Raw genomic sequence first — 24,261 nt, 5'->3', positions numbered from 1 at the left:
AGTCGCATGACCCAGCGGACCCAGAACGCATCCGGTGGCGCGACGACGACCGGGGCCCCCGCGGCTCCCGCGGTCGCCGCCCTGGGCGCGGTGAGCCCCACCCGTGAGGAGTTCCGGGAGCTGGCGCGCGCGCACCGGGTCATCCCGGTGACCCGGCGGCTGCTGGCCGACGACGAGACCCCGGTCGGGGTCTACCGCAAGCTCGCGGGCGGGACCGCGGGCACGTTCCTGCTGGAGTCCGCCGAGAACGGCCGGTCCTGGTCGCGGTGGTCGTTCGTCGGGGCCCGCAGCGCCGCCGCGCTCACCGCCGTCGACGGCGAGCTGGTCTGGACCGGGGAGGTGCCCGACGGTCTGCCCACCACCGGCGACCCGCTCGACGCGCTGCGCACCGTGGTCACCGAGCTGCACTCCGAGCCGCTGCCCGGGCTCCCGCCGCTGACCGGCGGCATGGTCGGCTACCTCGGCTACGACATCGTCCGCCGCGTCGAGCGCATCGCGGACCCGGACGACCCCGCCGTCGACGACCTGGCGCTGCCCGAGCTGGTCATGCTGCTGGCCACCGACCTGGCCGCGCTCGACCACCACGAGGGCACCGTCACCCTGATCGCGAACGCGATCAACTGGGACGCCACCGACGAGCGCGTCGACCAGGCCTACGACGACGCCGTCGCCCGGCTGGACCGGATGACCGGCGAGCTCGCCGTGCCCGCGCCCAGCTCGGTCGCCGTCTACACCCCGACCCGCCCGCAGTTCCTGCGCCGCCGCACCCCCGAGCAGCACCACGCCGCGATCGAGGACGCCAAGGAGCAGATCCGCGCCGGCGAGGCGTTCCAGATCGTGCTCTCGCAGCGCTTCGAGATGGAGTGCGACGCCGACCCGCTCGAGGTCTACCGGATCCTGCGCACCACGAACCCGAGCCCGTACATGTACCTGCTGCGTCTCGACGACGCGGCGGGCGGGCCGCCGTTCTCGATCGTCGGGTCCAGCCCGGAGGCGCTGGTCAGCGTGCTCGACGGGCGTGCCACCACGCACCCCATCGCGGGCACCCGCTGGCGCGGCGCGACCGACGAGGAGGACCAGCTCCTGGAGAAGGAGCTGCGCGGCGACGAGAAGGAGCGCGCCGAGCACCTGATGCTCGTCGACCTCGGCCGCAACGACCTCGGCCGGGTGTGCGAGCCCGGCACGGTGACCGTGCGGAACTTCTTCGAGATCGAGCGCTACAGCCACGTCATGCACCTGGTGTCGACGGTGACCGGGCTGCTGCGCGGCGACCGCACCGCGTTCGACGCCGTCGTCGCCTGCTTCCCGGCCGGCACCCTGTCCGGGGCGCCGAAGGTGCGGGCCATGCAGGTCATCGACCGGCTGGAGCCGACCCGGCGCGGTCAGTACGGCGGCATCGTCGGCTACCTCGACTTCGCGGGCAACGCCGACACCGCGATCGCCATCCGTACCGCGATGATCCGCAACGGGACCGCGTACGTGCAGGCGGGCGGTGGGATCGTCGCCGACTCCGACCCGGCCGCGGAGGACATGGAGTGCCTGAACAAGGCCCGGGCGGTGCTCTCGGCCGTCGCCGCGGCCGGGTCCATGTCACCCCCGCCGGCCCCGGGCAGCGCGTGACGGCGCCCGGCGACGACGGCGCCGCCGCGCACACGGCGGACCGCACCGACCGGCGGGCACTGGGCCTGACCGTGCTCGGACTGCTGCTCGGCGCCGGTGCGCTGTGGGGTGCCGGTGCGGCCGAGTGGTTCGTGCTGGAGGTGCCCACCGCGACCCGCGGCACCGTCGAGCTCGGCGCCACCGGCGCGCAGCTGCAGCCCGCCGTCACCGCGGTCGCGGCGCTGCTGGTGGCGGCCGTCGCCGCGCTGGTCGCACTGTCCGGCATCGCCCGCCGCGTGCTGGGCGTGCTGGTCGGGCTCGCCGGGGCGGCCGCGGTGGTGCTGACCCTGCGGCTGGTCGCCGTGCCGCCGTCGGCGGTGGAGCTGGCCTCCGCCCGTTCCGGGCTGACCGCCCCGAACGCCCCCGCGGGCTCCGGCGCGGTCTCGGCCACGCCGTGGCCCTGGCTGGCCGTCGCCGGCGGGGTCGTCGCGCTCGCCGCGGCGGTGCTGCTGGTGGTCCGCGAGCCGCGGCTGCCGCGGCTCGGCGCCCGGTACGCCGCACCCGGGACGCAGGCGGCCACGACACCGGCCGACCCCGACCGGGCGGCCTGGGAACGGCTCGACGCCGGCGGCGACCCGACCGTCGGCCCGCGTGAGGGGGAGAACTAGCATGACCTCGACGTCCGGGCGACGCGCGAGCGGAGGAGGAGTCGGCCCTGTGAGCACTACGGGCACTGCCGGTACTGCCGGACACCCGAACGGGACACCGGGTCGCGTACCCAGCGTCCTCGAGTCCATCGTGGACGGGGTCCGGGAGGACCTCGCCGAGCGCGAGAGCGTCGTCGACCTCGCCGAGATCAAACGGCGGGCCGCGGCCGCGCCGCCGCCGCGGGACGCGATGGCGGCCCTGCGCGAGCCGGGTGTCGGCGTCATCGCCGAGGTGAAGCGGGCCAGCCCGTCGAAGGGGTCGCTCGCCGACATCCCCGATCCGGCCGACCTCGCCGAGGCCTACTCCGCCAACGGCGCGCGGGTGATCAGCGTGCTCACCGAGCAGCGCCGCTTCGGCGGCTCGCTGGCCGACTTCGACGCCGTCCGCGCCCGGGTCGACACCCCGCTGCTGCGCAAGGACTTCGTCGTCACGCCGTACCAGGTGCACGAGGCCCGTGCGCACGGCGCGGACGTCGTGCTGCTGATCGTCGCCGCGCTGGAGCAGCCGGTGCTCGCCTCGCTGCTGGACCGCATCGAGTCCCTCGGGATGACCCCGCTGGTCGAGGTGCACACCGAGGAGGAGTGCGACCGCGCCCTGGAGGCCGGCGCCACCCTGATCGGCGTGAACGCCCGCAACCTGCACACCCTCGAGGTGAACCGGTCGGTCTTCGGTGAGATCGCCCCCGGGCTGCCGTCGCACGTGCTCAAGGTCGCCGAGTCCGGCGTCCGTGGCCCCGGTGACCTGCTCACCTACGCGGGCTGGGGTGCCGATGCGGTGCTGGTCGGCGAGGGCCTGGTGACCAGCGGTGACCCGTCGGCCGCGGTGCGCGGGCTGGTCGCGGCCGGGTTCCACCCGTCCTGCAGCCGCAACGGCGGCTGAGCCGTGCTCGTCACGCTCGCCGCGGCGCTCCCGACCTCCATCCCCAGTCCGGACCGGGGTGTCTGGCACCTCGGCCCGGTCCCGATCCGGGCGTACGCGCTGTGCATCATCGCCGGGATCGCGGTCGCCCTGTGGTGGGGCGAGCGTCGGCTGCAGGCGCGCGGCGGGCGGTCCGGGACGGTGCTCGACGTCGCGGTGTGGGCGGTGCCGTTCGGCCTGCTCGGTGGGCGGCTCTACCACGTCGCCACCGACTGGCGCACCTACTTCGGCCCCGGCGGCAACCCGTGGGGTGCGCTGGAGATCTGGAACGGCGGGCTCGGGATCTGGGGCGCCATCGCGCTCGGCGGGGTCGGGGCCTGGATCGGCTGCCGCCGCCACGGCGTCCCGCTGCCGCTGTTCGCCGACGCGGTCGCGCCCGGCATCATCGTCGCCCAGGCGATCGGGCGGCTCGGGAACTGGTTCAACCAGGAGCTCTACGGCGGCCCGACCACCCTGCCCTGGGGCCTGGAGATCTACCGCCGGGTCGACCCCGCGACCGGGCTGGAGGACCCGCTCGGCGGCGTCGCGCTCGACCCCACGCCGATCGCGGTCGTGCACCCCACCTTCCTCTACGAGCTGCTGTGGAACCTCGTCGTCGCCGCGCTGATCGTGCTGGCCGACCGCCGGTTCCGGCTCGGCCACGGCAGGGTGTTCGCGCTCTACGTCGCGGGCTACACCCTCGGCCGGTTCTTCATCGAGCTCATGCGCACCGACCCGGCGACCCGCGTGTTCGGCGACGTCCGGATCAACGTCGTCGTCTCGGCCGTCGTGTTCGTCGGGGCGGTGCTCTACGTCGCGTTCGCCCGGCGCGGTCGGGAGGACGTCGTCGCGCCCGAGCCTGCGGACACCACCGCGCCCGGGGAGCAGGGCAAGCCCCAGGAGCACGAGGACGCGTGAGCGCGTTCGCGGGCTTCGGCGACGGCGCCGTCGAGTTCTACGACGGCCTGCTCGCCGACAACTCCCGCGCGTACTGGACCGACCAGCGCGAGGTCTACGAGAGCGACGTCCGCGGACCGATGACGGCGCTGCTCGCCGACCTCGAACCGGAGTTCGGGGCGGGCAAGGTCTTCCGGCCCTACCGCGACGTGCGCTTCGCCGCGGACAAGACGCCGTACAAGACCCACTGCGGCGGCTTCGCCGAGCCGTTCTACGTCGAGGTGTCCGCGGACGGGATGCTCGCCGCGGGCGGCTACTACTACATGGCGCCCGACCAGCTGACCCGCTACCGCGAGAGCGTCGACGACGAGCGCCGCGGCGAGGACCTGCGGGCCCGGCTCGACACCGCCCGCGCCGCCGGGCTCACCGTCGACGGCGCGACGCTCAGGACCCGCCCGCGTGGCACCGACCCCGGCCATCCGCGGCTCGACCTGCTGCGGCACAAGGGGCTCTACGTGTCGCGGAGCTGGCCGCCGGACGACGTGCTGCACGGCCCGCGGGCCCGGGACCGGGTCCGCACGGTGTGGCGGGCCTCCCGCCCGGTCACCGAGTGGCTCGACGACCACGTCGGCCCCAGCGAGCTCCCGCGCCGCTGACCCGCCGCCGTCGTGCTGTCGCCGGGCCGTGTCACCGTGCCGCGCCGACGGTCCGGGCGGCGCCCGACGGGTTTCCGTGACACGGTCGACAACCTGCGCGGTGATCCGGACGACGGCCGGGGTACGAACACCGCGGACGGGCCGACGCGGTCCGGGTCGACGTACGGGGGAGTGGGCATGGGAGTGCAGGGGCGGCCGCGTGGCCGGCGCAGCCGTGACGGGCTGCTGGCGCTGGTGACGGCGGCGTTCGTCGTCGCCGGGTGCACCGCCGCCGGGCCCGCCACCGCGCCGCCGCCCGCCGGGGCGCTGTCCCAGCAGGTCACGGGCGCCGCGACCGGCGAGGCCGCGGTGCCGCACCTGCGGGCCCTGGAACGCATCGCCGACGACAACGGCGGCAACCGCGCCGCCGGGACCCCCGGCTACGACGCGACGGTCGACTACGTCGCCGGCGTGCTGCGCGACGCCGGGTTCGACGTCACCACCCCCACCTACGACGCCGGGGGCGGCCGCGAGCTGCGCAACGTCGTCGCCCGTACCCGCGGCGGCGACCCCGCCCGGATCGTGCTCGCCGGCGCCCACCTCGACTCCGTGCAGGCCGGCCCCGGCATCAACGACGACGGCAGCGGCATCGCCGGGCTGCTCGCCGCGGCGACCGCGCTCGGCCCGCGGCCGGGCGTCGGCGCCACCGTCTCCTTCGGGTTCTGGGGCTCGGAGGAGGACGACCTGCAGGGCTCGACCGGCTACGTGCGGTCCCTGTCGGAGGAGGAGCGCGAGCACCACCTGCTCTACCTCAACGCCGACATGCTCGGCTCACCCAACGGCGGCTACTTCGTGCAGGGCGGCCGCGGCGAGGACGACGAGGAGCGGGGCCCGTCGGGGTCCGGCGTCGTCGCCTCGGTGCTGGCCGAGGAGCTGGCCGCGGCGGGCGCCCCGCAGCCCGAGACCATCGGCCTCTACGGCGACGACGACGGCCCCTTCGCCGAGGTCGGCATCCCGGTCGCGGGCGCGGTCACCGGCGACGAGGACACCAAGTCCCGCTCCCAGGCCCAGCTCTGGGGCGGTGAGGCGGGCCGGGCCTACGACGGCTGCTACCACTCGGCCTGCGACCGGATCGGCAACGTCGACACCGTGAAGCTGGACCGCTACACCCGTGCGATCGCGGCGACCCTGGCCCGTTTCGCCGACGCCACCCAGCGCCCCTCCGGCTGAGCCGACGACCGGCCCACGGGCGGCCGTGGGGACCGGCTCCGGCTCAGAGCCGCGACGACGTCTCGCGGTCCGGCCGGCGGCGCGCCACCAGCACGGCCAGCCCCACCCCGAGCGCCGCCCCGGCGACGTCGACGAGTGCGTCGAGGACGTCCCCGCTGCGCCCGATCGGCAGCAGCGCCTGCGCGACCTCCGATGCCGCGGCGTAGACGACGAGTCCGCCCAGCAGCGGCCACACCCGGATCCCGGCGGCCCGCCCGGTCCACGCCAGCAGCGCGAACAGCAGCAGGTGGACGAGCTTGTCGGTGCCCGGAGGTGCCGTCGGGACCCCGGACGCCGGGGTGAACAGGACCACCAGGCTCAACAGGACCGACAGGACGAACGGCTGGACGCGCACGCCCCCCAGTCTGCTCCACCGGTGACCGCCGGGATGAACACCGTCGAACCGGACGCCGACAGGCCGGGTTCCGATCGTCCTGATCGTTCCAGACAGCGCTACCCTGATAGCCGTGACACGTCGAACCAAGATCGTCTGCACCATCGGTCCGGCCACGGCGACCCCGGACCGGATCCGTGACCTCGTGGAGGCGGGCATGGACGTGGCCCGGCTCAACTTCAGCCACGGGGACCGCGCCGACCACAAGCGCGTCTACGAGATGGTCCGCGACGCCGCCGACTCGACCGGGCGCGCCGTCGGCATCCTCGCCGACCTGCAGGGCCCGAAGATCCGGCTCGGCCGCTTCACCGACGGGCCCACCGAGTGGGCGACCGGCGAGGAGGTGCGGATCACGGTCGACGACGTGGCCGGCACCCCCGACCGGGTCTCCACCACCTACAAGAGTCTCGCCCAGGACGCCCAGGTCGACGACCGGATGCTCGTCGACGACGGCAAGGTCGGCCTGCGGGTCGTCGCCGTCGACGGCAACGACGTGGTCTGCCGGGTCACCGAGGGCGGCCCCGTCTCGGACAACAAGGGCCTGTCGCTGCCCGGGATGAACATCTCGGTGCCCGCGCTGTCGGACAAGGACATCGCGGACCTGGAGTTCGCGATGTCGCTGCGGGTCGACGTCGTCGCGCTGTCGTTCGTGCGCAGCCCCGCCGACATCGACCTCGTCCACAAGATCATGGACAACACCGGCGCCGGCCGCGTCCCGGTGATCGCGAAGCTGGAGAAGCCGGAGGCCGTCGACAACCTCGAGGCCGTCGTGCTCGCCTTCGACGGCATCATGGTCGCCCGCGGCGACCTGGGCGTCGAGCTTCCGCTGCAGAACGTGCCGCTGGTGCAGAAGCGCGCGGTGCAGATCGCGCGGGAGAACGCCAAGCCGGTCATCGTCGCGACCCAGATGCTGGAGTCGATGATCACCAGCTCGCGCCCGACCCGCGCCGAGGCCTCCGACGTCGCGAACGCCGTCCTCGACGGCACCGACGCCGTGATGCTGTCCGGTGAGACCAGCGTCGGCCGCTACCCGATCAAGACCGTGCGGACGATGGCCGAGATCGTCGAGGCCGTCGAGGCGGGCCCGGCCGACGTGCCCCCGCTCAACCACGTGCCCCGCACCAAGCGTGGCGTGCTGTCCTACGCCGCCCGCGACATCGGCGAGCGTCTCTCGGCGCGGGCGCTGGTCGCGTTCTCCCAGTCCGGTGACACGGTGCGCCGCCTGGCCCGGCTGCACACCCGGCTCCCGCTGCTGGCGTTCACCCCGGAGCCCGCGGTGCGCAGCCAGCTCGCGATGACCTGGGGCGTCGAGACGTTCCTGGTCGACAAGGTCGACTCGACCGACGCCATGATCCGCCAGGTCGACCACGCGATCCTCTCGATCGGCCGGTTCAAGCCGGGTGACCTGGTGGTCGTCGTCGCCGGGTCGCCGCCCTCCACGGTCGGCTCGACCAACCTGATCCGGGTGCACCGCCTGGGCGAGGACGACCACGCCTGAGGCCGGTTGGGCATACTCACCGACCGTGAGTGCCGATTCCGCAACCGCGCAGACCGCCGCCGACGGTGAACCGCGCGGCCAGGCCGTCCTCGACGACCTGGTCGCGCTGCTGGACCTGGAGCGGCTGGAGGACAACCTCTTCCGCGGGGTGAGCCCGCCGGTGTCGCTGCCCCGTGTGTTCGGCGGGCAGGTCGCGGGCCAGGCGCTGGTCGCCGCGGGCCGCACGGTGGCGGCCGACCGCGGCGTCCACTCGCTGCACGCCTACTTCATCCGGCCCGGGGACCCGAGCATCCCGATCGTCTACGAGACCGAGCGGGTCCGCGACGGCCGGTCGTTCACCACCCGGCGGGTGCTCGCCATCCAGCGCGGTGAGCCGATCTTCTCTCTGTCGGCGTCGTTCCAGCTGCCGCAGAACGGCCTGGAGCACTCCCAGCCGATGCCCTCGGAGGTCCCCGCGCCGGACGCCGTCGACGACCTCGGCACCCGCGCCGCCCGCGGCGACGGCGGCTGGATGGCCGGGCTGCCGCGCCCGCTGGACATCCGGCTGATCGACGAGCCGTCCTGGTCGCAGGACCACCCCGGTCCGTCCGACGACCCGATGCGGCTGTGGCTGCGCGCCGACGGCGAGCTGCCCGACGACCCGCTGCTGCACGTGTGCCTGCTCACCTACGCCAGCGACCTGACCCTGCTGGGGTCGGTCGTCGCCCGCCACGACGTGCCCCGGACCGGGCTGCAGATGGCGAGCCTGGACCACGCGATGTGGTTCCACGCGCCGTTCCGGGCCGACGAGTGGCTGCTGTACTCGTGCTTCTCGCCGGCCGCGTCGGGCGGGCGCGGCCTCGCGAGCGGCCGCTTCTTCACCGCCGACGGCCGCCTGGTCGCCACCACCATGCAGGAGGGACTCGTCCGGGTCCCGCGCGCCGGGAGGGACGCACGCCCATGACCGTCGAGTCCGAGATCTCGCTGCCCAGCGTCAACGGCGGCAGGCTGCCCGGCTTCCTGGCCCGCCCCGAGACCACCACCCCGGGCCCGGCGATCGTGATGATCTACGAGATCTTCGGGATGACCCCGGAGATGCGCCGGATCGCCCGCGAGCTGGCCCGCGAGGGCTACACCGTGCTGATCCCGGACCTGTTCGCCCGCGGCCGGGTGACGCCGCTGTGCATCGCCTCGACGGTGGCGACGATGGCCACCGGCCGCGGCGCCGCGCTCGGCGACTGCGAGTCCGCGCGGCGCTGGCTGGCCGACCAGCCCACCGTCGACGCCGACCGGATCGGGGTCATGGGGTTCTGCATGGGCGGCGGGTTCGCGATGCTGCTGTCCCAGAGCGGTCTGTACCGGGTCGCGGTGCCGTTCTACGGCCGCGCCGGCGTCGAGGTGGAACCGGTCTGCCCGGTCGTCGCCAGCTTCGGCGGCCGGGACGCGCAGTTCGCCGACGGCTACCCGCAGCGCCTGGAGGCCGACCTGACCGAGCGGGGGATCCCGCACGACGTCGTCGTCTACCCCGAGGCCGGGCACTCGTTCATGACGCGCACGCCGGGTGTGAAGGGCGCGGTGGCGCGCCGGACGCCGCTGCACGCGGAGTACCACGAGCCGTCGGCGACGGACGCGACGGAGCGGGTACGGGCCTTCCTGCGCGACCACCTGTAGCCGGGGCAGGATGGGGGGTGTGAGCGAGCGCGATGATCAGCAGGACCGGGCCTGGGGCTTCCGCACCCGGGCCGTGCACGCGGGGACGGTGCCGGACGCCGCGACCGGTTCCCGGGCGGTGCCGATCCACCAGACGACCAGCTACGTCTTCCGCGACACCGACGACGCCGCGGCGCTGTTCGCGCTGCAGAAGTACGGGCTGATCTACTCCCGGATCGCCAACCCGACGGTGTCGGCGCTGGAGGAACGCCTGGCCAGCCTCGACGGGGGCATCGGCGCGGTGTGCACGGCCAGCGGGCAGGCCGCCGAGTTCCTCACCTTCGCCGCGCTCGCCGGGGCGGGGGACCACGCCGTCGCCGCGGCCGGGCTGTACGGCGGCACCATCACCCAGCTCGACGTGACGCTGCGCCGCTTCGGCGTCGACACGACCTTCGTGCCGGGCACCGACCCGGCCGACTACGCCGCCGCGATCCGCGACGACACCAAGTTCGTCTTCGCCGAGGTCGTGTCCAACCCGGGTGGCGAGGTCGCCGACATCGCCGGGCTCGCCGAGGTCGCGCACGCGGCCGGGCTCCCGCTGATCATCGACGCGACGCTGGCGACGCCGTACCTGTGCCGGCCGCTGGAGCACGGCGCGGACATCGTGATCCACTCGGTGACGAAGTTCCTCGGCGGGCACGGCACCACCCTCGGCGGCGTCGTGATCGAGTCCGGCCGCTTCGACTGGGGCAACGGCCGCTTCCCCGGGATGACCGAGCCGGTCCCGTCCTACGGCGGCCTCACCTGGTGGGGCAACTTCCAGGAGCTCGGGTTCCTCACCAAGCTGCGGGCCGAGCAGCTGCGTGACGTCGGTGCCACGCTGTCCGCGCACTCGGCCTTCCTGCTGATGCAGGGCGTCGAGACGCTGCCGCAGCGGATGGAGGCCCACGTGGCAGGAGCACAGAAGGTCGCCGAGTGGCTCGAGGCCGACCCGCGGGTGGAGTACGTGACCTACCCCGGGCTGCCGTCGCACCGCCACCACGAGCGGGCTCGCCGGTACCTGCCCGCGGGGCCGGGCGCGGTGTTCGCGTTCGGGGTGCGCGGTGGCCGGGCCGCCGGGGCGCGGTTCATCGAGTCGGTGCAGCTGTGCAGCCACCTCGCCAACGTCGGCGACGCCCGCACCCTCGTCCTGCACCCCGGGTCCACCACCCACCAGCAGCTGACCACCGAGCAGCTGGAGCACGCCGGCGTCCCCGAGGACATGATCCGGATCTCGGTCGGGCTGGAGGACCCGGACGACATCGTCTGGGACCTCGACCAGGCCCTCACCGCCTCGCAGAAGGAGACCGCGTGACCTGGGAGAACCCGCCCGCGTGGCGGCGGCAGCAGATCCTGCGCGACACCCGCACCGTCGCCGTCGTCGGGGCGAGCCCCAACCCGGCCCGCGCCAGCAACTTCGTCGCCACCTACCTGCTGGCCTCGACCGCTTTCGACGTGTACTTCGTGAACCCGAACGCGAGCACGATCCTGGGGCGCGCGGCGTACCCGTCGCTGGCGGAGCTGCCGGTGGCGCCCGACCTGGTCGACGTGTTCCGGCGGCCGGAGGACCTCGGCGGCGTGCTCGACGAGGTCCTCGCCCTCGACCCGGTCCCGTCGACGTTCTGGCTGCAGTTCGGGCTCTTCGACGAGGAACTGGCCCGCCGCGCCGAGAGCGCGGGCCTGACCGTCGTCATGGACCGCTGCCTCAAGGTCGAGCACGCGCGGTTCGCCGGTGGGCTGCACCTGGCCGGGTTCGACACCGGGGTGATCACCTCGCGGCGCCGGGACTGACCCGCCGCGGCCGTCCGTGCTCGGCCCGTCCGTGCTCGGCCCGGTCGGGAACGGCCCGCTGAGACCGGCCCGCTCGGCCCGGCCGGTTGTGCCGACCGGCCGGGACCGGCGCCCGTTGCGGTCAGATCCGCTCGGGGGCCCGCTCGCCGTCGTCCTCGACGACGTCGTCGATCGCCAGCTCCCGTTCGGTCGGCGGGTCGGCCTCGGCGCGGGCCTGCTCCGCCGCGTCCTCGGCCTCGTCCCGCGACGCGTACTGCGTGAGGACCCCGCACCCGCAGTCGCACCGCACCACCCACCGGTCGGCGACGTCGGCCATCTGCAGTACCTGCGGGTCGTGACCGTCCACCAGAACCTCCTCGGCGGCGAGTGTGTGAGCGGCATCATTGCGTGGCGCAGCACCTCGGCGCCATTCGTGGCAGGGGGTCGTCGGCCGACGGTCGCGGGAGCGACGGGCTACGGCATCTCCCGCACGACGGCCGTAGCGGCGGGTGCGGCGCCGGGCGTTGCGTCCGCGTGGTCACGACCACCGGAACGCGACGCCCGATGACGGTGTCGGGGGTGACGTTCGGGACCGGGGTCGGACGGCCGTTCGCCGGCCCCGGTCTCACCAGCCGAGGAGACCGACCAGGAAGGCGTGGACCAGCCAGAACGGGGCGAACGCCAGCGCCACCAGCCCGCCGGGGCCGACCCCGCGCCGGGCCGGGAACACCAGCGCCAGGGCCGCGAGCCCCCACGGCACGACCAGTGCGAGCCCCCGCAGCGGCCACGACCCGACCCCGGTGAACAGGGCCAGCAGCAGCGCCACCGCGACCCAGCCGGCGGCCGCGGCCACACAGCGGGGGAGCACGGCGGCGACGCCCGGGAGCTGCGGGGACCGGTCGGCGACCGCGGCCCGCTCCGGCTCCGTGCCCGGCGGGTACGGCGGCGCCCCCGGCAGCGGGGCGTGGGGCGGGACGGAATCGGGGGCGACCCCCGAGAACCCCGGGGCGCCCTGCCACGACGGCGTCGCCCCGGGCACGTCGGGCCACACCTGCCGGCCGGGCGGACCCGATTCGACGGGCGGGCCGGACGTGGTGGGCGGATCGGACCTGGTGGGCGGACCCGGCTCGGCCGGGCCGGGCCGGTCGTCGGGGTCGGTGCCGCTCATGCCGGGAGCCTAGACCGCCACCCGCACCGCGGGACCGATCTCACCGCACGGTGATCGCCATGAGTGGAGGGTGGAGTGCAGTGGGGTGCCTCGGATGCTCCACTCATGGCGATCATGGTCCGGCGGGGCGGTGTGCCGGAACCGGGGGTCGGCCGTAGGTCAGCCGCCGCAGCAGCACCTCGGCCGGTCCGCGGTGGCCACGGCGCCCGACCGCCACGGCGACGACGACGGTCACCAGCCACACCCCGGCCCCGCACAGCGTCGCCGCCCACAGCGGCAGGCCCGCGCCGAGCCCGAGCGTCCAGACCGGGAACAGGGCCACGAACGCCACCGACTGCGCCAGGTACCCGCTCAGCGAGCGCCGCCCCAGCGCGACCAGGGCGCGGGCCACCCGCCCACCCGGGACCGAGCCCGCGTCGCCCGGGGGCGGGGCCGTGTCGCCCGGCAGCGGGTACGTGGCCCACGGCCCGGCGGGCACCGCGCCGGCGGACCGTGACCACCGCGCGACGATCAGCCCGGCCAGCGCCGCGTACCCGGCGCCTGCGGCGTAGCCGGTCACCGCGTGCAGCACCCCGACCACGAGCGCCACCGGCTCCGACGGCACCCACGCCCCGGCGGCGACCAGCCCCAGCGGCAGGCCACCCACGACCCCGGCCCCGATCCCCGCGACGGCGACCCGGCGCAGCGCCCGCCGGTGCCGGTCCGGGGCGTCGAGCCACCCGGCGCGGGCGACGAGCACCCCCGCGACCGCCGCGCCCAGGAGCCCGAGCGCGCTGATCAGCAGGTTGCCGAACAACCACTCGCCGAACCGCTCCACCGCCGCCGACAGCACGTCCGGCGCGACCAGCGACGGCGACGCCGTCGGCGCGTCGGACCGGGTCAGCGCGACGGGGGCGTAGAGCAGCGCCAGCAGCGTCGTCGCGGCCACCCCGGTGAGCACCAGCACCGCGGTCGACCCACGGACCAGCACCGGCGCGAGGACCACCGCGATCAGCCCGTAGGCGGCGACGAAGTCCCCGTGCCACAGCAGCACCGCGTGCGCGGCACCGACGGCGAACAGCGCCCCGCCCCGGCGACGCACCAGGGCCAGGACCTGGTCGGGCCCGGCACCGTCGCGGCCCGCACGGCGGGCGAGCCCGGCGATGCCGTAGCCGAACAGCAGCGCGAACAGCGGATAGGCCCGGCCGTCGACCAGGGTCAGCTGCGCCGCGGCGAGCCAGGCGTCGACGCCGGTCGGGTCGAGCGGGTAGGTGCGCACACCGATGCCGCGGTGGGTGACGAAGGTGTGGGCGTTCGCGACGGCGATCAGCAGCAGCGCCGCGCCGCGGGCCAGGTCCGGCGCCGGTGCACGACCGGTCACCGGGACGTCACGCATCACGCCCTACGCTACCGGCGGTGTGGTTCCCGCCACGCGTGGCGGTGGGTGTGCTCCCCGTCGCGGTACGCGGGCGCGATCAGGGCTAGGGTCCGTGGCGTGTCTGCTACCCCCGTTACCGTTACCGTCACCGGAGCCGCTGGCCAGATCGGTTACGCGCTGCTCTTCCGGATCGCCTCCGGGCAGCTGCTGGGGCCCGACACCCCGGTGAAGCTGAACCTCCTGGAGATCCCGCAGGCCGTGAAGGCCGCCGAGGGCACCGCGATGGAGCTCGACGACTGCGCCTTCCCGCTGCTGCGCGGCATCGACATCTTCGACGACGCGAACGCCGCGTTCTCCGGCACCAACGTCGCGCTGCTCGTCGGCGCCCGTCCCCGCAGCAAGGGGATGGAGCGGGGCGACCTGCTCGAGGCCAACGGCGGCATCTTCGGCCCGCAGGGCAAGGCGATCAACGCCGGTGCCGCGGACGACGTCCGCGTCCTGGTGGTCGGCAACCCGGCCAACACCAACGCCCTCATCGCCCAGGCCTCGGCGCCCGACGTCCCGGCGGACCGGTTCACCGCGATGACCCGCCTCGACCACAACCGCGCGCTGGCGCAGCTGTCGAAGAAGCTCGGCGTCGGCCTCGACGAGATCAGCAAGCTCACGATCTGGGGCAACCACTCGGCCACCCAGTACCCGGACCTCTTCCACGCCGAGGTGGGCGGCAAGATCGCCGCCGAGCAGGTCGAGCGGGAGTGGCTGGAGAACGACTTCATCCCGACCGTCGCCAAGCGCGGTGCCGCGATCATCGAGGCCCGGGGCGCGTCCTCGGCCGCGTCTGCCGCGAACGCCGCCGTGGACCACGTGTACGACTGGGTCAACGGCACCCCGGCCGGTGACTGGACCTCCGCCGCGATCCCGTCGGACGGTTCCTACGGCGTCCCCGAGGGGATCATCTCCTCGTTCCCGGTGACCTCCGAGAACGGCGAGTGGAAGATCGTCCAGGGCCTGGAGATCGACGAGTTCTCCCGCGCGCGGATCGACGCGAGCGTCGCCGAGCTGGTCGAGGAGCGCGACACCGTCGCCACGCTCGGCCTCATCTGAGACCGTCGCCCCGCACGGGCCACGGACGGACGCCGTCCGTGGCCCGTGCGGTCGTCCCGGCGGCGTCCGGATCCGGTCGCAGCCCGCGTTCGGTCTCGACCAGCCGGGCCGACCGCGGAGCCGACGCCAGCGTCAGCGACCGGGTGATGACGCGCCCTGCCTGAACCCGCACACCACGCAGCAGGGTGCCGTCGACCACCGCGGTGGCGCAGAACACCACCCCACCGCTCCCCACGAGGTCCTCGGTGCGCCGCAGGCCGCCGGCACCGGTCCGGAACTGCACCGAACCCCCCAGGCACCTCACCGCCGCCGCGACGAGGACGGCCTCTGCGGCGGGACCGTGCCCGAGCATCAGGTCCACGGGCCGCGTCGGGCACGCGGCGGTGATCGCTCCCTCCAGGACGCCCCCGGCCGGGACGACGGTCCGCGCGCCCGCGGCACGGACGGCGTCGGCGGGTCCCCGCCCCGCCGTGTCCACGCAGGCGACCACCAGGTCGGCGACGCGGACCCCTCGCGCCGCGGCCACCGCCCGCAGGATGTCGGGCACCGGGTGACCCACCTCCGCGCCGTGGACGCCGGCGCCCACGGCGCGGACCAGACCGTGCTCGCCGGGGGGCGGCACCCGGACCGCTCCGGACCGGGCCACGACCGCGGCGGCGAACGCGGCCGGCGCCCCTCCACCGGCCGACGGTGTACCGCGCGTCAGCCCGAACGCCGCGATGCACGCCGGCGCGCCCCCCGACGGGCGGTCACGTCCGAGCGCGACGGCGGTGGGCAGGCCCAGGTCGGCGAGACGGGCGCGCATCGCGGCGACCGCCCGGTCCCGGTCCGGGTCGCGGTCGTCGCCCCTCGTCCCGGCGGCGCCGTGGTGGCCGGAGCACCGCCCGGCCACCACGGCGCCCGACTCCGTCGCGCGGACGAGCTCCAGCATCAGCACCTCGTCGGGCGGCGGGTCCACCCCGTCACCGTGTGCCGTCCGCACCGCGAGGCGCCGGTCAGCGCGCCGCGGCGTTGGCCACGGCACGGGCGGACAGGGCCGACTGTGCGGCGTCCCGGTTCTGCTCCTGCCCTCGCCACGCCTCCAGCGCGGGCCCGACCAGCGCCCGGCCGAAGGAGTAGGTGAGCTCCCATGGCAGCGGGTCGAGACCCTGCATCGCCCCGAGGTGCTCCGTCGCCACCTCCGGGTCCTGGCCCCCGGACAGGAAGGCGATGCCCGGGACGGCCGGGGGGACGGTCTCCCGCAGTGTCTCGACCGTGGCCTCGGCGACGTCGGCGACCGTGACCTGCTCGCCGCTGCCGGAGCCGGGGACCACCATGTTCGGCTTGAGGACGATCCCGTCGAGCTGTACCTGCAGGAGGTCGAGCTCCTCGAACAGCTCCTCGAGGGTATCCGTGGTCACCTGCCGGCACCGGGCCAGCGAGTGGTCGCCGTCCATGAGCACCTCCGGTTCCACGATCGGCACCAGCCCGCCCTCCTGGCACAGGCCGGCGTAGCGGGCCAGTGCGTGCACGTTGGCGCGCACCGCGCGGTCCGACGGCAGCCCGTCGCCGATGGTGATGACCGCCCGCCACTTCGCGAAGGTCGCGCCGCGCCGCACGTAGTCCGCGATGCGCTCGCGCAGCCCGTCGAGTCCCTCCGTGATCTTCTCGCCGGACGCCCCGGCGAGCGGCTTCGCCCCGGTGTCGACCTTGATGCCCGCCAGGATCCCGATGTCGGACAGGTACTCGGGGAACGACCGACCGTCGTCGAGCTGCTGGTGGAAGGTCTCGTCCGCGAGGATGACCCCGCTCACCGACTCGGCGAGCCGCGGTGTGGTCACGATGAGCTCGCGGTAGACGCGGCGGTTCTCCTCGGTCGGGGCGACGCCGACCGACTCGAGCCGGGCGGACATGGTCCCGATGCTCTCGTCGGCGGCGAGGATCCCCCGCCGGTGCGAGACCATCGTGCGGGCGATCTTGTTCAGAGCTGACACTTCGTCCCCTCCTGGGAATTGACGGTCGCGGGCGGTCATGCGATCGCCCGGTGGCCTGCGTGGTCGCGTCCGGGCGTGCCTCCGGTCTCCGGGTCGTCGTGGGGGCCGGGCGGCGGCGAGCCCTTCGCCGCGGCGATCTCGACGAGGGCTTCCGCGTGCCCGGTGAGCCCGCGCTGCCGGTTCCAGGTCGCGCGGATGGGACGCCCGGGCATCTCGTGGTCCACGGCGACGAGGTGGAGCCGACCGTCCGCGATCTCGGTACGGACGGTCGACACGTTCAGGACGGTCACCCGCCTGCTCGTGGCGACGGCGAGCTTGAGCGCGCTGCTGGACGGCAGCTCGACCTGGCCGCCGGAGGGCCGGTGCGGGGCGAGGAGCTCGTCGGTGAACGCGCGCAGGCCCGACCCGCGCTCCCGCAGCACCAGAGGTGCACCCGCGAGCTCGGCGACGGTGACGGGTGTCCTCCGGCCCGCCCAGGGGTGCCGGGGCCCGACGACGACGGCCAGCCGGTCGTCGCAGATGTCGCGGGTCACCAGCTCGTCGTGGTGCGCCGCGCCCGTCCGGTCGCCGGTACCGCACCATCCGTCGACGAACGCGAGGTCGACCCGGCTCTCCAGGACCAGGCGGTGGAGCGTCTCGAGGTTGCCGGTCCGCACCTCGACGAGGACGTCGTCGGTGGTGGAGCCGGCGTGGTTCAGCCAGTCGGGGATCAGGTGCTCGGAGATCGCGGGGCTGCCCGCGATGCGGAGCCTGCGGGCCTCCGTGGACCCCATGCGGGAGCCGAACTCGAGCAGCTCGTCGGCCGCCCGGATCACGTTGCGTGCGTAGCGCGCCAGTACCTCGCCCTCCGTGGTCAGCGTCGACCCGGCAGGCGACCGCTCGAGCAGCCGGAGGCCGAGTCGTCTCTCCATCGCACTGATCCGCGTGCTGGCGGCAGGCTGGGAGATGCGGTGTTCCTGCGCTGCCTTTCCGACGCTGCCACGGCTCGCCACCGACAGCAGGAGATCGAGGTCTGCGAGCTGGGGCATCCGGGACGGAATCACCAACGTTCTTGTCCTCTCGCTCCGCCCGCGAAACTCCGTCGAAACGCGGCGCCCGGCGATGATGCGGACCGGGGGAGAACGGGTCAACCGCACGGACACGAACGCACGTGATCCGCGTACGAGAGGCGGGATTCGCGTCTCCTGCGGTGCGGGACGAGGACCGGATGGTGTTTTCCGTCCCGGTTCTCCGCCGGTTCACGGAACTGCGTCGTTCGTTCCTCGGAGGGCGCCGTTCGTCCCGGAGAACGCGCATCGGGTGGCGGCGCAGCCAGGAGCTCCGGGACCGACCGACCCGGTCCGAGCTGCGGCGGGACCCCCTCGACAGCGCGATGACGCCCCTCCGGCACCGGGTACGCCGACGGTCGTTCCGGTTGTGGGGGTATTCGGGGTGCGGATCGGGTGATCGGTTTTCCGGATGTGTGGTGGTGTTGTGGGTGGGTGTCGGCGGGGCGACGGTGGGGGTGTTGTTTTTCCTGTTGTCGTGGTGAGGAGTTCGTCGTGCAGTTGCAGGTGGCTTTGGATGTTCTGGATCTTCCGTCGGCGTTGACGCTGGCGAATCAGGTGTCGGAGTTCGTGGACATTCTGGAGTTGGGGACGCCGTTGGTGAAGTCGGCGGGTATCGCGGCGGTGACCGCGGTGAAGGCGGCGCATCCGGACAAGCTGGTGTTCGCGGACCTGAAGACCGCCGATGCCGGTGAGCTGGAGGCGGATCTGGCGTTCGGTGCGGGTGCGGATCTGGTGACGGTGATGGGGGTGGCCGACGACGACACGGTGCGGGGTGCGGTCGCGGCCGGTGCCCGGCACGGGAAGCGGGTCGTGGCGGACATGATCGGGGTGGTGGACGGGCGGGTCGAGCGGATCCGTCAGGTCGCGGAGCTGGGTGTGGCGTTCGTGGAGATCCATGCGGGTCTGGACGAGCAGGCGCGTCCGGGCTACTCGATCGACCGGTTGCTGGCCGACGGTCGGGCGGCCGGGGTGCCGTTCTCGATCGCCGGTGGGGTGAAGGCGGACACCATCGGGTCGGTGCGTGAGGCCGGGGCGGTGGTCGCGGTGGCCGGTGGGGCGATCTACAACGCCGACGATCCCTCCGCCGCCGCCGCCGAACTCCAGAAGCGCATCGGCCGGTGACCGTCCGTACCGCGCCGCCGGAGGTGTCCGTGTCCCCGCCCCGGTCCGACGACGAGCTGGCCCGGTTGACCGCCCCCCGTGTCCCCGCCGACTGGACCGAACTCGACCGGCGCGCCGTCGACACCGCACGCGTGCTGGCGGCCGACGCGGTCGAACGGTGCGGGAGCGGCCATCCCGGGACCGCCATGAGCCTCGCGCCGGTCGCCCACGCGCTGTTCCAGCGGGTCCTGCGGCACGACCCCACCGATCCGGACTGGCTCGGCCGGGACCGGTTCGTGCTCTCGGCCGGTCATTCCAGTCTCACCCTCTACATCCAGCTCTACCTGTGCGGGTACGGCCTGGAGCTGGACGACCTGAGGTCCCTGCGGACATGGGGCTCGCGCACTCCGGGCCACCCCGAGCACGGCCACACGGCCGGTGTCGAGACGACCACCGGCCCGCTCGGGCAGGGCCTGGCCAACGCGGTCGGGATGGCGATGGCCGCCCGGCGTGAACGCGGCCTCCTCGACCCGGACGCCGAACCCGGCACCAGCGTGTTCGACCACCGGATCTACGTGATCGCCTCCGACGGCGACATCCAGGAGGGGGTGACCTCCGAGGCGTCGTCGCTGGCGGGGACCCAGCAGCTCGGGAACCTCACGGTGATCTACGACAGCAACGAGATCTCCATCGAGGACGACACCCGTATCGCGCTCTCCGAGGACACCGCGGCACGGTACGAGGCCTACGGGTGGCAGGTCCTGACCGTCGACGGCGGCGAGGACGTCGCGGCGTTCCTCGACGCCGTCGAGCACAGCAGGGCCGACAGCACCCGCCCGACGCTGATCGTGCTGCGCACGGTGATCGGCTATCCGGCCCCCGGGTTGATGAACACCGGCGCCGTCCACGGCGCCGCACTGGGCGGTGCGGAGCTCGCCGCGGTCAAGCGCAGCGTCGGTGCCGACCCGGAACTCAGCTTCCAGGTCGACGACGACGTGCTGCGGCACACGCGGGAGGCGGCCGACCGCGGCCGTACCGCCCGCGCCGAGTGGCAGGTCGAGGCGGACGCGTGGGCCCGGGCGAACCCGGAACGCGCGGCACTGCTGGACCGGCTCCGGCGACGCGAGCTACCCCCCGGCTGGGCGGACGCGCTGCCGGTCTGGGAGCCCGGTGATGCCGGTGTCGCCACCCGCAAGGCATCGGGGACGGTGCTGGCGGCGCTCGGCGACAGGCTGCCCGAGCTGTGGGGTGGTTCGGCGGACCTGGCGGGGAGCAACAACACGACGATCGCCGGCTCGGACTCCTTCGGCCCGGCCGGGATCTCGACGTCGAGCTGGAACGCCCAGCCCTACGGACGGACGCTGCACTTCGGCGTCCGCGAGCACGCCATGGGGTCGATCCTCAACGGGATCGCGCTGCACGGGGGGACCCGGCCCTACGGCGGGACCTTCCTCGTCTTCAGCGACTACATGCGGCCCGCCGTGCGCCTGGCCGCGTTGATGGAGCTGCCCGTCGTCTTCGTGTGGACGCACGACTCCATCGGGCTCGGCGAGGACGGGCCGACCCACCAGCCCGTCGAGCAGCTGGCCTCGCTGCGCGCCGTCCCCGGCCTGTCCGTGGTGCGCCCCGCCGACGCGAACGAGACCGCGTACGCCTGGCGGGCGGTGCTCGAGAACGCGGGCCCGGCCGGCCTGGCCCTGACCCGCCAGGCCGTGCCGACCCTGGAGGGCACCTCGCGGGAGGGCGTCGCACGGGGCGGGTACGTGCTCGCGGAGGCCTCGTCGGGACGTCCGGACGTCGTGCTCGTGGGCACCGGGTCGGAGGTCCAGCTCGCCCTCGGGGCGAGACGGATGCTCGAGTCGGAGGGCGTCGCCACCCGGGTGGTCTCCATGCCCTGCCTGGAGTGGTTCGACGGCCAGGACGAGGACTACCGGAACCGGGTACTGCCCCCGTCGGTCCGGGCGAGGGTCGTCGTGGAGGCCGGCGTGGCGCAGCCCTGGCACCGCATCGCGGGGGACGCCGGCGAGATCGTCTCGCTGGAGCACTTCGGGGCGTCGGCCGACGTCGCGACGCTGTTCGAGAAGTTCGGCATCACCGCCGCGGCCGTGGCCGAGGCCGCCCGGCGCAGCCTGGCGTCGGTCGGCCGGGCATGACCGGGACCACGACGACGAGAGGGAGAACGCGATGACCCGCCAGATGACCCACGACCTGACCCCGGGCGAGTTCTCGGTCGCCACCCGCGCCGTCGTCGACGAGGTGCAGCGGGTCAGCGCCAGGATCGAGCCCGAGGCATGGACCCGTGCGGGCGCCCTGCTGCTGCGCGCCCGCACGGTCTTCACCGTGGGGACCGGGCGCAGCGGTCTGGCACTGAACATGGCCGCGATGCGCTTCATGCACCTCGGGCTGCCGACCCACGTCGTCGGGGAGGTCACCGCTCCGGCGATCGGAGCGGGCGACGTCCTGGTGGCGGCGTCGGGCTCGGGCACGACGGGACGTGTGGTCCGGGCGGCCGAGACGGCCCGGGCCCAGGACGCGGACGTGATCGCGCTGACCACGGCGGCCGGCTCGCCGCTGGCCGAGATCGCGACCGAGACCCTGGTGGTGCCGGCCGCCGACAAGCAGGACTTCGACGGCAGCGCCTCCGTCCAGTACGCGGGCAGTCTCTTCGAACAGTCGGTGCTGCTGATCAGTGACGCGTTGTTCCACACGCTCTGGAAGTCCGGTGACAGCCAGGCCCGCGACCTCTGGCGGCTGCACGCCAACCTCGAGTGAGCCCGACCGCCGTGCCCGCCCGACCGACCCGAGGAGCCCGACATGTCGGCACCCGACATCAGCACACTGGAGGCGGTGGCCCTGGAGGCGACCCGCAGCGCCGCGGTGGCCGCCTACCCGTGGGCCGGCCGTGACGATCAGGATGCGGCCGACGCCGCGGCCACCGAGGCGATGCGCACAGCGCTGGCCCGCGCACCGGGGCGGGGGACGGTGGTCATCGGGGAGGGGGAGAAGGACGACGCCCCCATGCTGTTCAACGGCGAGGTCGTCGGGACCGGAGACGGGCCCGACTTCGACATCGCCGTCGACCCCCTGGAGGGCACGTCGTTCTGTGCCCGGGACCTGCCCGGGGCGCTGGCGACGATCGCGTTCGGCCGGACGGGATCGTTCTGGTCGCCCGGCCCCGGCTTCTACATGGACAAGATCGTCGTTCCGCCGGCCGCGCGCGACGTCGTCGATCTGGACGACCCGCCCGAGCGCACCGTCGCCAAGGTGGCGGAGGCCGTGGGCAAGAAGGTCGGCGACCTGCGTGTGATGATCATGGACAAGCCACGCCACGCGGAGCTGATCGCCCGGGTGCTGCGGGCCGGAGCGGCGGTGCAGACCCCGGCCGGCGGCGACGTCGGCGGGAGCCTGGCGGTACTGACGCCGACCCTCGACGTGGATCTCCTGCTCGGCGTGGGGGGCACCCCGGAGGGTGTGCTGACGGCAGCCGCCGTCCGCGCGCTCGGCGGCGGGATGCTGGGCCGGCTCGCACCGCAGCGCGAGGCGGAGGCGACAGCCCTGCGCGCCGCGGGCCGGTCGACCGACCGCATCCTGCGCTGTGAGGAGTTGGTGTCGGACACGGCCTTCTTCGCCGCCTCCGGGGTGAACGGGGGCCCGTTGCTCGGCAGGCCCCGCAGCAACGGCGGCACCACCGTCGTCGAGTCCCTGCTGATCACCGACGGGCAGATCCGCCATGTCACCCACACGACCTTCGACCGGGCCACCGGGACGAGGAGGGAACAGCCGTGACCCTGCACCGGGACGACCTCCGGGTCCGCGAACTGGGTGAGTGCCGGTACGACTCGCCGATGGCGGGCCTGCTCACCGCCAAACAGACCTCACCGCACTACGTGGCCGAGGGCGACCGGGTCCTCCTCGAGGACACCGTCTCGATGCTGGCCGAGCACGACCGGCCCTCCGTCGAGGCCGCGAGCTTCGAGGCGGCAGGTCCGCGTCGGCGGATCTACTTCCGGCCCGACGGGGTCACCGCCGGGATCGTCACCTGCGGAGGGCTCTGCCCCGGCCTGAACAACGTCATCCGCGGCCTGGTGCAGGAGCTGACCGTGCACTACGGGGTCGAGCGCATCCTCGGCTTCCGCAACGGTCTGGAGGGGCTGACGGCTGCCCGTGTCGACGACACGATCGAGCTGACCCTCGACGACGTCCGCGACATCCAGAACTCCGGGGGCACGATCCTGGGCAGCTCGCGCGGCGGCCACGACCCGGACGAGATGGTCGACAGCCTCGTGTCCCGCGGTGTCGACATGCTGTTCGTGGTCGGGGGCGACGGGGGGATGCGCGCGGCCACCTGCATCAGCACGGCGATCCGGGCACGGGGCCTCGACATCGCCGTCATCGGCGTCCCGAAGACGATCGACAACGACCTTCCCTTCACCGACCAGTCGTTCGGGTTCCAGAGCGCGTTCGCCCGGGCCACGGAGTTCATCACCGCGGTCGCGGTCGAGGCCGCCGCGAGCCGCGACGGTGTCGGCATCGTCAAGCTCATGGGCCGCCACTCGGGGTTCATCGCGAGCTACGCGGCGCTGGCCTCGAGTCTGGCCGACATCGTGCTGATCCCCGAGGTGCCGTTCGCCCTGGACGGTGACGACGGCCTCCTCGCGCACGTCGAGAGGCACGTGCGGACCGCGGGACACGTCGTGATCGTCCTCGCCGAGGGGGCGGGTCAGGACCTGCTGGCGGAGCACCCGGCGGTCGGGTCGGCGACGGACGCCTCGGGGAACGTCCGGCTGGGCGACGTCGCCGAGCTCCTGCGGGAGCGCGTCGGCACGCACCTCACCGACGCGGGCCTCGCCCCCACCATCCGCTACATCGACCCCAGCTACGCGATCCGCAGCGTGGCCGCGAACGCCTACGACAGCGTCTACTGCCTGCGCCTGGCGCACGCCGCGGTGCACGCGGCCATGGCGGGACGCACCGAGGCCGCGGTCGCGCGCTGGCGTCGCCGGTTCGTCCACGTCCCGCTGACCCTGATGACCAGCCGTCGTAACCAGGTCGACCCGAACGGCGACATGTGGCTGTCGGTGCTGGAGGCGACCTGCCAGCCCGCCGGGTTCGGCGCGGCCGGCGCACACCCCCTCCACGCGGGGTTCTGCTGAGCCCTGCCCGTCGCTGCGGGT

Annotated in this window: 24 protein-coding genes; 17 read left to right on the top strand and 7 right to left on the bottom strand. The window is 74.2% G+C overall.

What is annotated here, in order from left to right; all coding sequences use genetic code 11:
- Positions 1-6 precede the first annotated feature (6 nt).
- The 6 genes from KPF22_RS19270 (at position 7) to KPF22_RS19245 (ending at position 5,966) form a co-directional block, all read left to right on the top strand.
- The gene (locus tag KPF22_RS19270) at positions 7-1,620 is read left to right on the top strand and encodes an anthranilate synthase component I (RefSeq protein ID WP_224402878.1); all 1,614 of its coding nucleotides are present in this window, start codon (positions 7-9) and stop codon (positions 1,618-1,620) included.
- Positions 1,617-2,267 (top strand): Trp biosynthesis-associated membrane protein, encoded by a 651-nt coding sequence (locus KPF22_RS19265; protein ID WP_083474955.1) that lies wholly within the window; start codon positions 1,617-1,619, stop codon positions 2,265-2,267. Before KPF22_RS19270 ends, KPF22_RS19265 begins: the two co-directional genes overlap by 4 nt.
- A 49-nt stretch (positions 2,268-2,316) precedes the next feature.
- On the top strand, positions 2,317-3,186 hold the full coding sequence (gene trpC / locus KPF22_RS19260; protein ID WP_307799238.1) for an indole-3-glycerol phosphate synthase TrpC: 870 nt from the start codon (positions 2,317-2,319) through the stop codon (positions 3,184-3,186).
- Positions 3,187-3,189: 3 nt separating this feature from the next.
- Positions 3,190-4,122 carry a prolipoprotein diacylglyceryl transferase gene (gene lgt, locus KPF22_RS19255; protein ID WP_224402877.1) on the top strand — a complete coding sequence of 311 codons (933 nt, stop codon included), beginning with the start codon at positions 3,190-3,192 and terminating at the stop codon, positions 4,120-4,122.
- Positions 4,119-4,757 (top strand): DUF2461 domain-containing protein, encoded by a 639-nt coding sequence (locus KPF22_RS19250; protein WP_208820773.1) that lies wholly within the window; start codon positions 4,119-4,121, stop codon positions 4,755-4,757. The genes lgt and KPF22_RS19250 overlap by 4 nt, the downstream gene beginning before the upstream one ends.
- 177 nt (positions 4,758-4,934) lie before the next feature.
- Positions 4,935-5,966 carry a M28 family peptidase gene (locus KPF22_RS19245; protein WP_224402876.1) on the top strand — a complete coding sequence of 344 codons (1,032 nt, stop codon included), beginning with the start codon at positions 4,935-4,937 and terminating at the stop codon, positions 5,964-5,966.
- A 43-nt stretch (positions 5,967-6,009) separates the two neighbouring features.
- Here KPF22_RS19245 and KPF22_RS19240 read toward each other — a convergent pair whose 3' ends face one another.
- Complete coding sequence (locus KPF22_RS19240; RefSeq protein ID WP_224402875.1) at positions 6,010-6,360, bottom strand: VanZ family protein; 351 nt, start codon at positions 6,358-6,360, stop codon at positions 6,010-6,012.
- Positions 6,361-6,472: 112 nt separating this feature from the next.
- On the opposite strand from KPF22_RS19240, the gene pyk reads away from it, so the two are divergent.
- The 5 genes from pyk to KPF22_RS19215 are packed head-to-tail and all read left to right on the top strand — an operon-like array spanning position 6,473 to position 11,356.
- Positions 6,473-7,897: a pyruvate kinase gene (pyk, locus tag KPF22_RS19235; RefSeq protein WP_208820777.1), complete on the top strand. Its 1,425-nt coding sequence runs from the start codon at positions 6,473-6,475 to the stop codon at positions 7,895-7,897.
- A gap of 25 nt (positions 7,898-7,922) precedes the next feature.
- Positions 7,923-8,840: an acyl-CoA thioesterase II gene (locus tag KPF22_RS19230; protein ID WP_224402874.1), complete on the top strand. Its 918-nt coding sequence runs from the start codon at positions 7,923-7,925 to the stop codon at positions 8,838-8,840.
- Positions 8,837-9,547 (top strand): dienelactone hydrolase family protein, encoded by a 711-nt coding sequence (locus KPF22_RS19225; protein ID WP_208820781.1) that lies wholly within the window; start codon positions 8,837-8,839, stop codon positions 9,545-9,547. The genes KPF22_RS19230 and KPF22_RS19225 overlap by 4 nt, the downstream gene beginning before the upstream one ends.
- Before the next feature lie 19 nt (positions 9,548-9,566).
- Positions 9,567-10,880 carry an O-acetylhomoserine aminocarboxypropyltransferase/cysteine synthase family protein gene (locus KPF22_RS19220; protein WP_374107503.1) on the top strand — a complete coding sequence of 438 codons (1,314 nt, stop codon included), beginning with the start codon at positions 9,567-9,569 and terminating at the stop codon, positions 10,878-10,880.
- Positions 10,877-11,356: a CoA-binding protein gene (locus KPF22_RS19215; RefSeq protein WP_224402873.1), complete on the top strand. Its 480-nt coding sequence runs from the start codon at positions 10,877-10,879 to the stop codon at positions 11,354-11,356. The genes KPF22_RS19220 and KPF22_RS19215 overlap by 4 nt, the downstream gene beginning before the upstream one ends.
- Positions 11,357-11,477: 121 nt before the next feature.
- Here KPF22_RS19215 and KPF22_RS19210 read toward each other — a convergent pair whose 3' ends face one another.
- The 3 genes from KPF22_RS19210 to KPF22_RS19200 form a co-directional block, all read right to left on the bottom strand.
- Positions 11,478-11,702: a hypothetical protein gene (locus KPF22_RS19210; RefSeq protein WP_062402294.1), complete on the bottom strand. Its 225-nt coding sequence runs from the start codon at positions 11,700-11,702 to the stop codon at positions 11,478-11,480.
- Positions 11,703-11,960: 258 nt separating this feature from the next.
- The gene (locus KPF22_RS19205) at positions 11,961-12,503 is read right to left on the bottom strand and encodes a hypothetical protein (RefSeq protein WP_208820787.1); all 543 of its coding nucleotides are present in this window, start codon (positions 12,501-12,503) and stop codon (positions 11,961-11,963) included.
- Between the two features lie 112 nt (positions 12,504-12,615).
- On the bottom strand, positions 12,616-13,878 hold the full coding sequence (locus KPF22_RS19200) for a DUF418 domain-containing protein (RefSeq protein ID WP_224402872.1): 1,263 nt from the start codon (positions 13,876-13,878) through the stop codon (positions 12,616-12,618).
- Positions 13,879-13,977: 99 nt separating this feature from the next.
- On the opposite strand from KPF22_RS19200, the gene KPF22_RS19195 reads away from it, so the two are divergent.
- Positions 13,978-14,964 carry a malate dehydrogenase gene (locus KPF22_RS19195; RefSeq protein ID WP_208820791.1) on the top strand — a complete coding sequence of 329 codons (987 nt, stop codon included), beginning with the start codon at positions 13,978-13,980 and terminating at the stop codon, positions 14,962-14,964.
- Here the strand turns inward: KPF22_RS19195 and KPF22_RS19190 are convergent.
- From KPF22_RS19190 to KPF22_RS19180, 3 genes are read right to left on the bottom strand one after another with little or no spacing between them, the layout of a single operon-like run.
- A complete protein-coding gene (locus KPF22_RS19190) occupies positions 14,957-15,922 on the bottom strand; it encodes a fructose-bisphosphatase class II (protein ID WP_224402871.1) in 966 nt (321 codons plus the stop codon). The two genes, KPF22_RS19195 and KPF22_RS19190, sit on opposite strands and share 8 nt — an antisense overlap.
- A gap of 37 nt (positions 15,923-15,959) precedes the next feature.
- Positions 15,960-16,937, bottom strand: coding sequence for a class I fructose-bisphosphate aldolase (locus tag KPF22_RS19185; protein ID WP_224402870.1), 978 nt, complete (start codon positions 16,935-16,937; stop codon positions 15,960-15,962).
- A 35-nt stretch (positions 16,938-16,972) separates the two neighbouring features.
- Entirely contained in the window at positions 16,973-17,965 is a 993-nt protein-coding gene (locus KPF22_RS19180) for a LysR family transcriptional regulator (RefSeq protein WP_208820795.1), read from the bottom strand.
- Between the two features lie 513 nt (positions 17,966-18,478).
- Here KPF22_RS19180 and hxlA point away from each other — a divergent pair.
- From hxlA to KPF22_RS19155, 5 genes are read left to right on the top strand one after another with little or no spacing between them, the layout of a single operon-like run.
- Positions 18,479-19,108, top strand: coding sequence for a 3-hexulose-6-phosphate synthase (hxlA, locus tag KPF22_RS19175; protein WP_224402869.1), 630 nt, complete (start codon positions 18,479-18,481; stop codon positions 19,106-19,108).
- Positions 19,109-19,137: 29 nt separating this feature from the next.
- Positions 19,138-21,240 carry a transketolase gene (tkt, locus tag KPF22_RS19170; protein WP_224402868.1) on the top strand — a complete coding sequence of 701 codons (2,103 nt, stop codon included), beginning with the start codon at positions 19,138-19,140 and terminating at the stop codon, positions 21,238-21,240.
- A gap of 31 nt (positions 21,241-21,271) precedes the next feature.
- A complete protein-coding gene (gene hxlB / locus KPF22_RS19165; RefSeq protein ID WP_073573858.1) occupies positions 21,272-21,859 on the top strand; it encodes a 6-phospho-3-hexuloisomerase in 588 nt (195 codons plus the stop codon).
- Between the two features lie 42 nt (positions 21,860-21,901).
- Entirely contained in the window at positions 21,902-22,873 is a 972-nt protein-coding gene (locus KPF22_RS19160; protein WP_208827020.1) for a fructose-bisphosphatase class II family protein, read from the top strand.
- Positions 22,870-24,240, top strand: coding sequence for an ATP-dependent 6-phosphofructokinase (locus tag KPF22_RS19155; protein WP_208827022.1), 1,371 nt, complete (start codon positions 22,870-22,872; stop codon positions 24,238-24,240). Before KPF22_RS19160 ends, KPF22_RS19155 begins: the two co-directional genes overlap by 4 nt.
- Positions 24,241-24,261: the final 21 nt, after the last annotated feature.

It is taken from the genome of Pseudonocardia sp. ICBG1034, assembly GCF_020131375.1.
Taxonomy (GTDB): domain Bacteria; phylum Actinomycetota; class Actinomycetes; order Mycobacteriales; family Pseudonocardiaceae; genus Pseudonocardia; species Pseudonocardia alni.
Note: the sequence above shows the minus strand (reverse complement) of the source record. Positions and strands in the feature narration are given on the sequence as shown.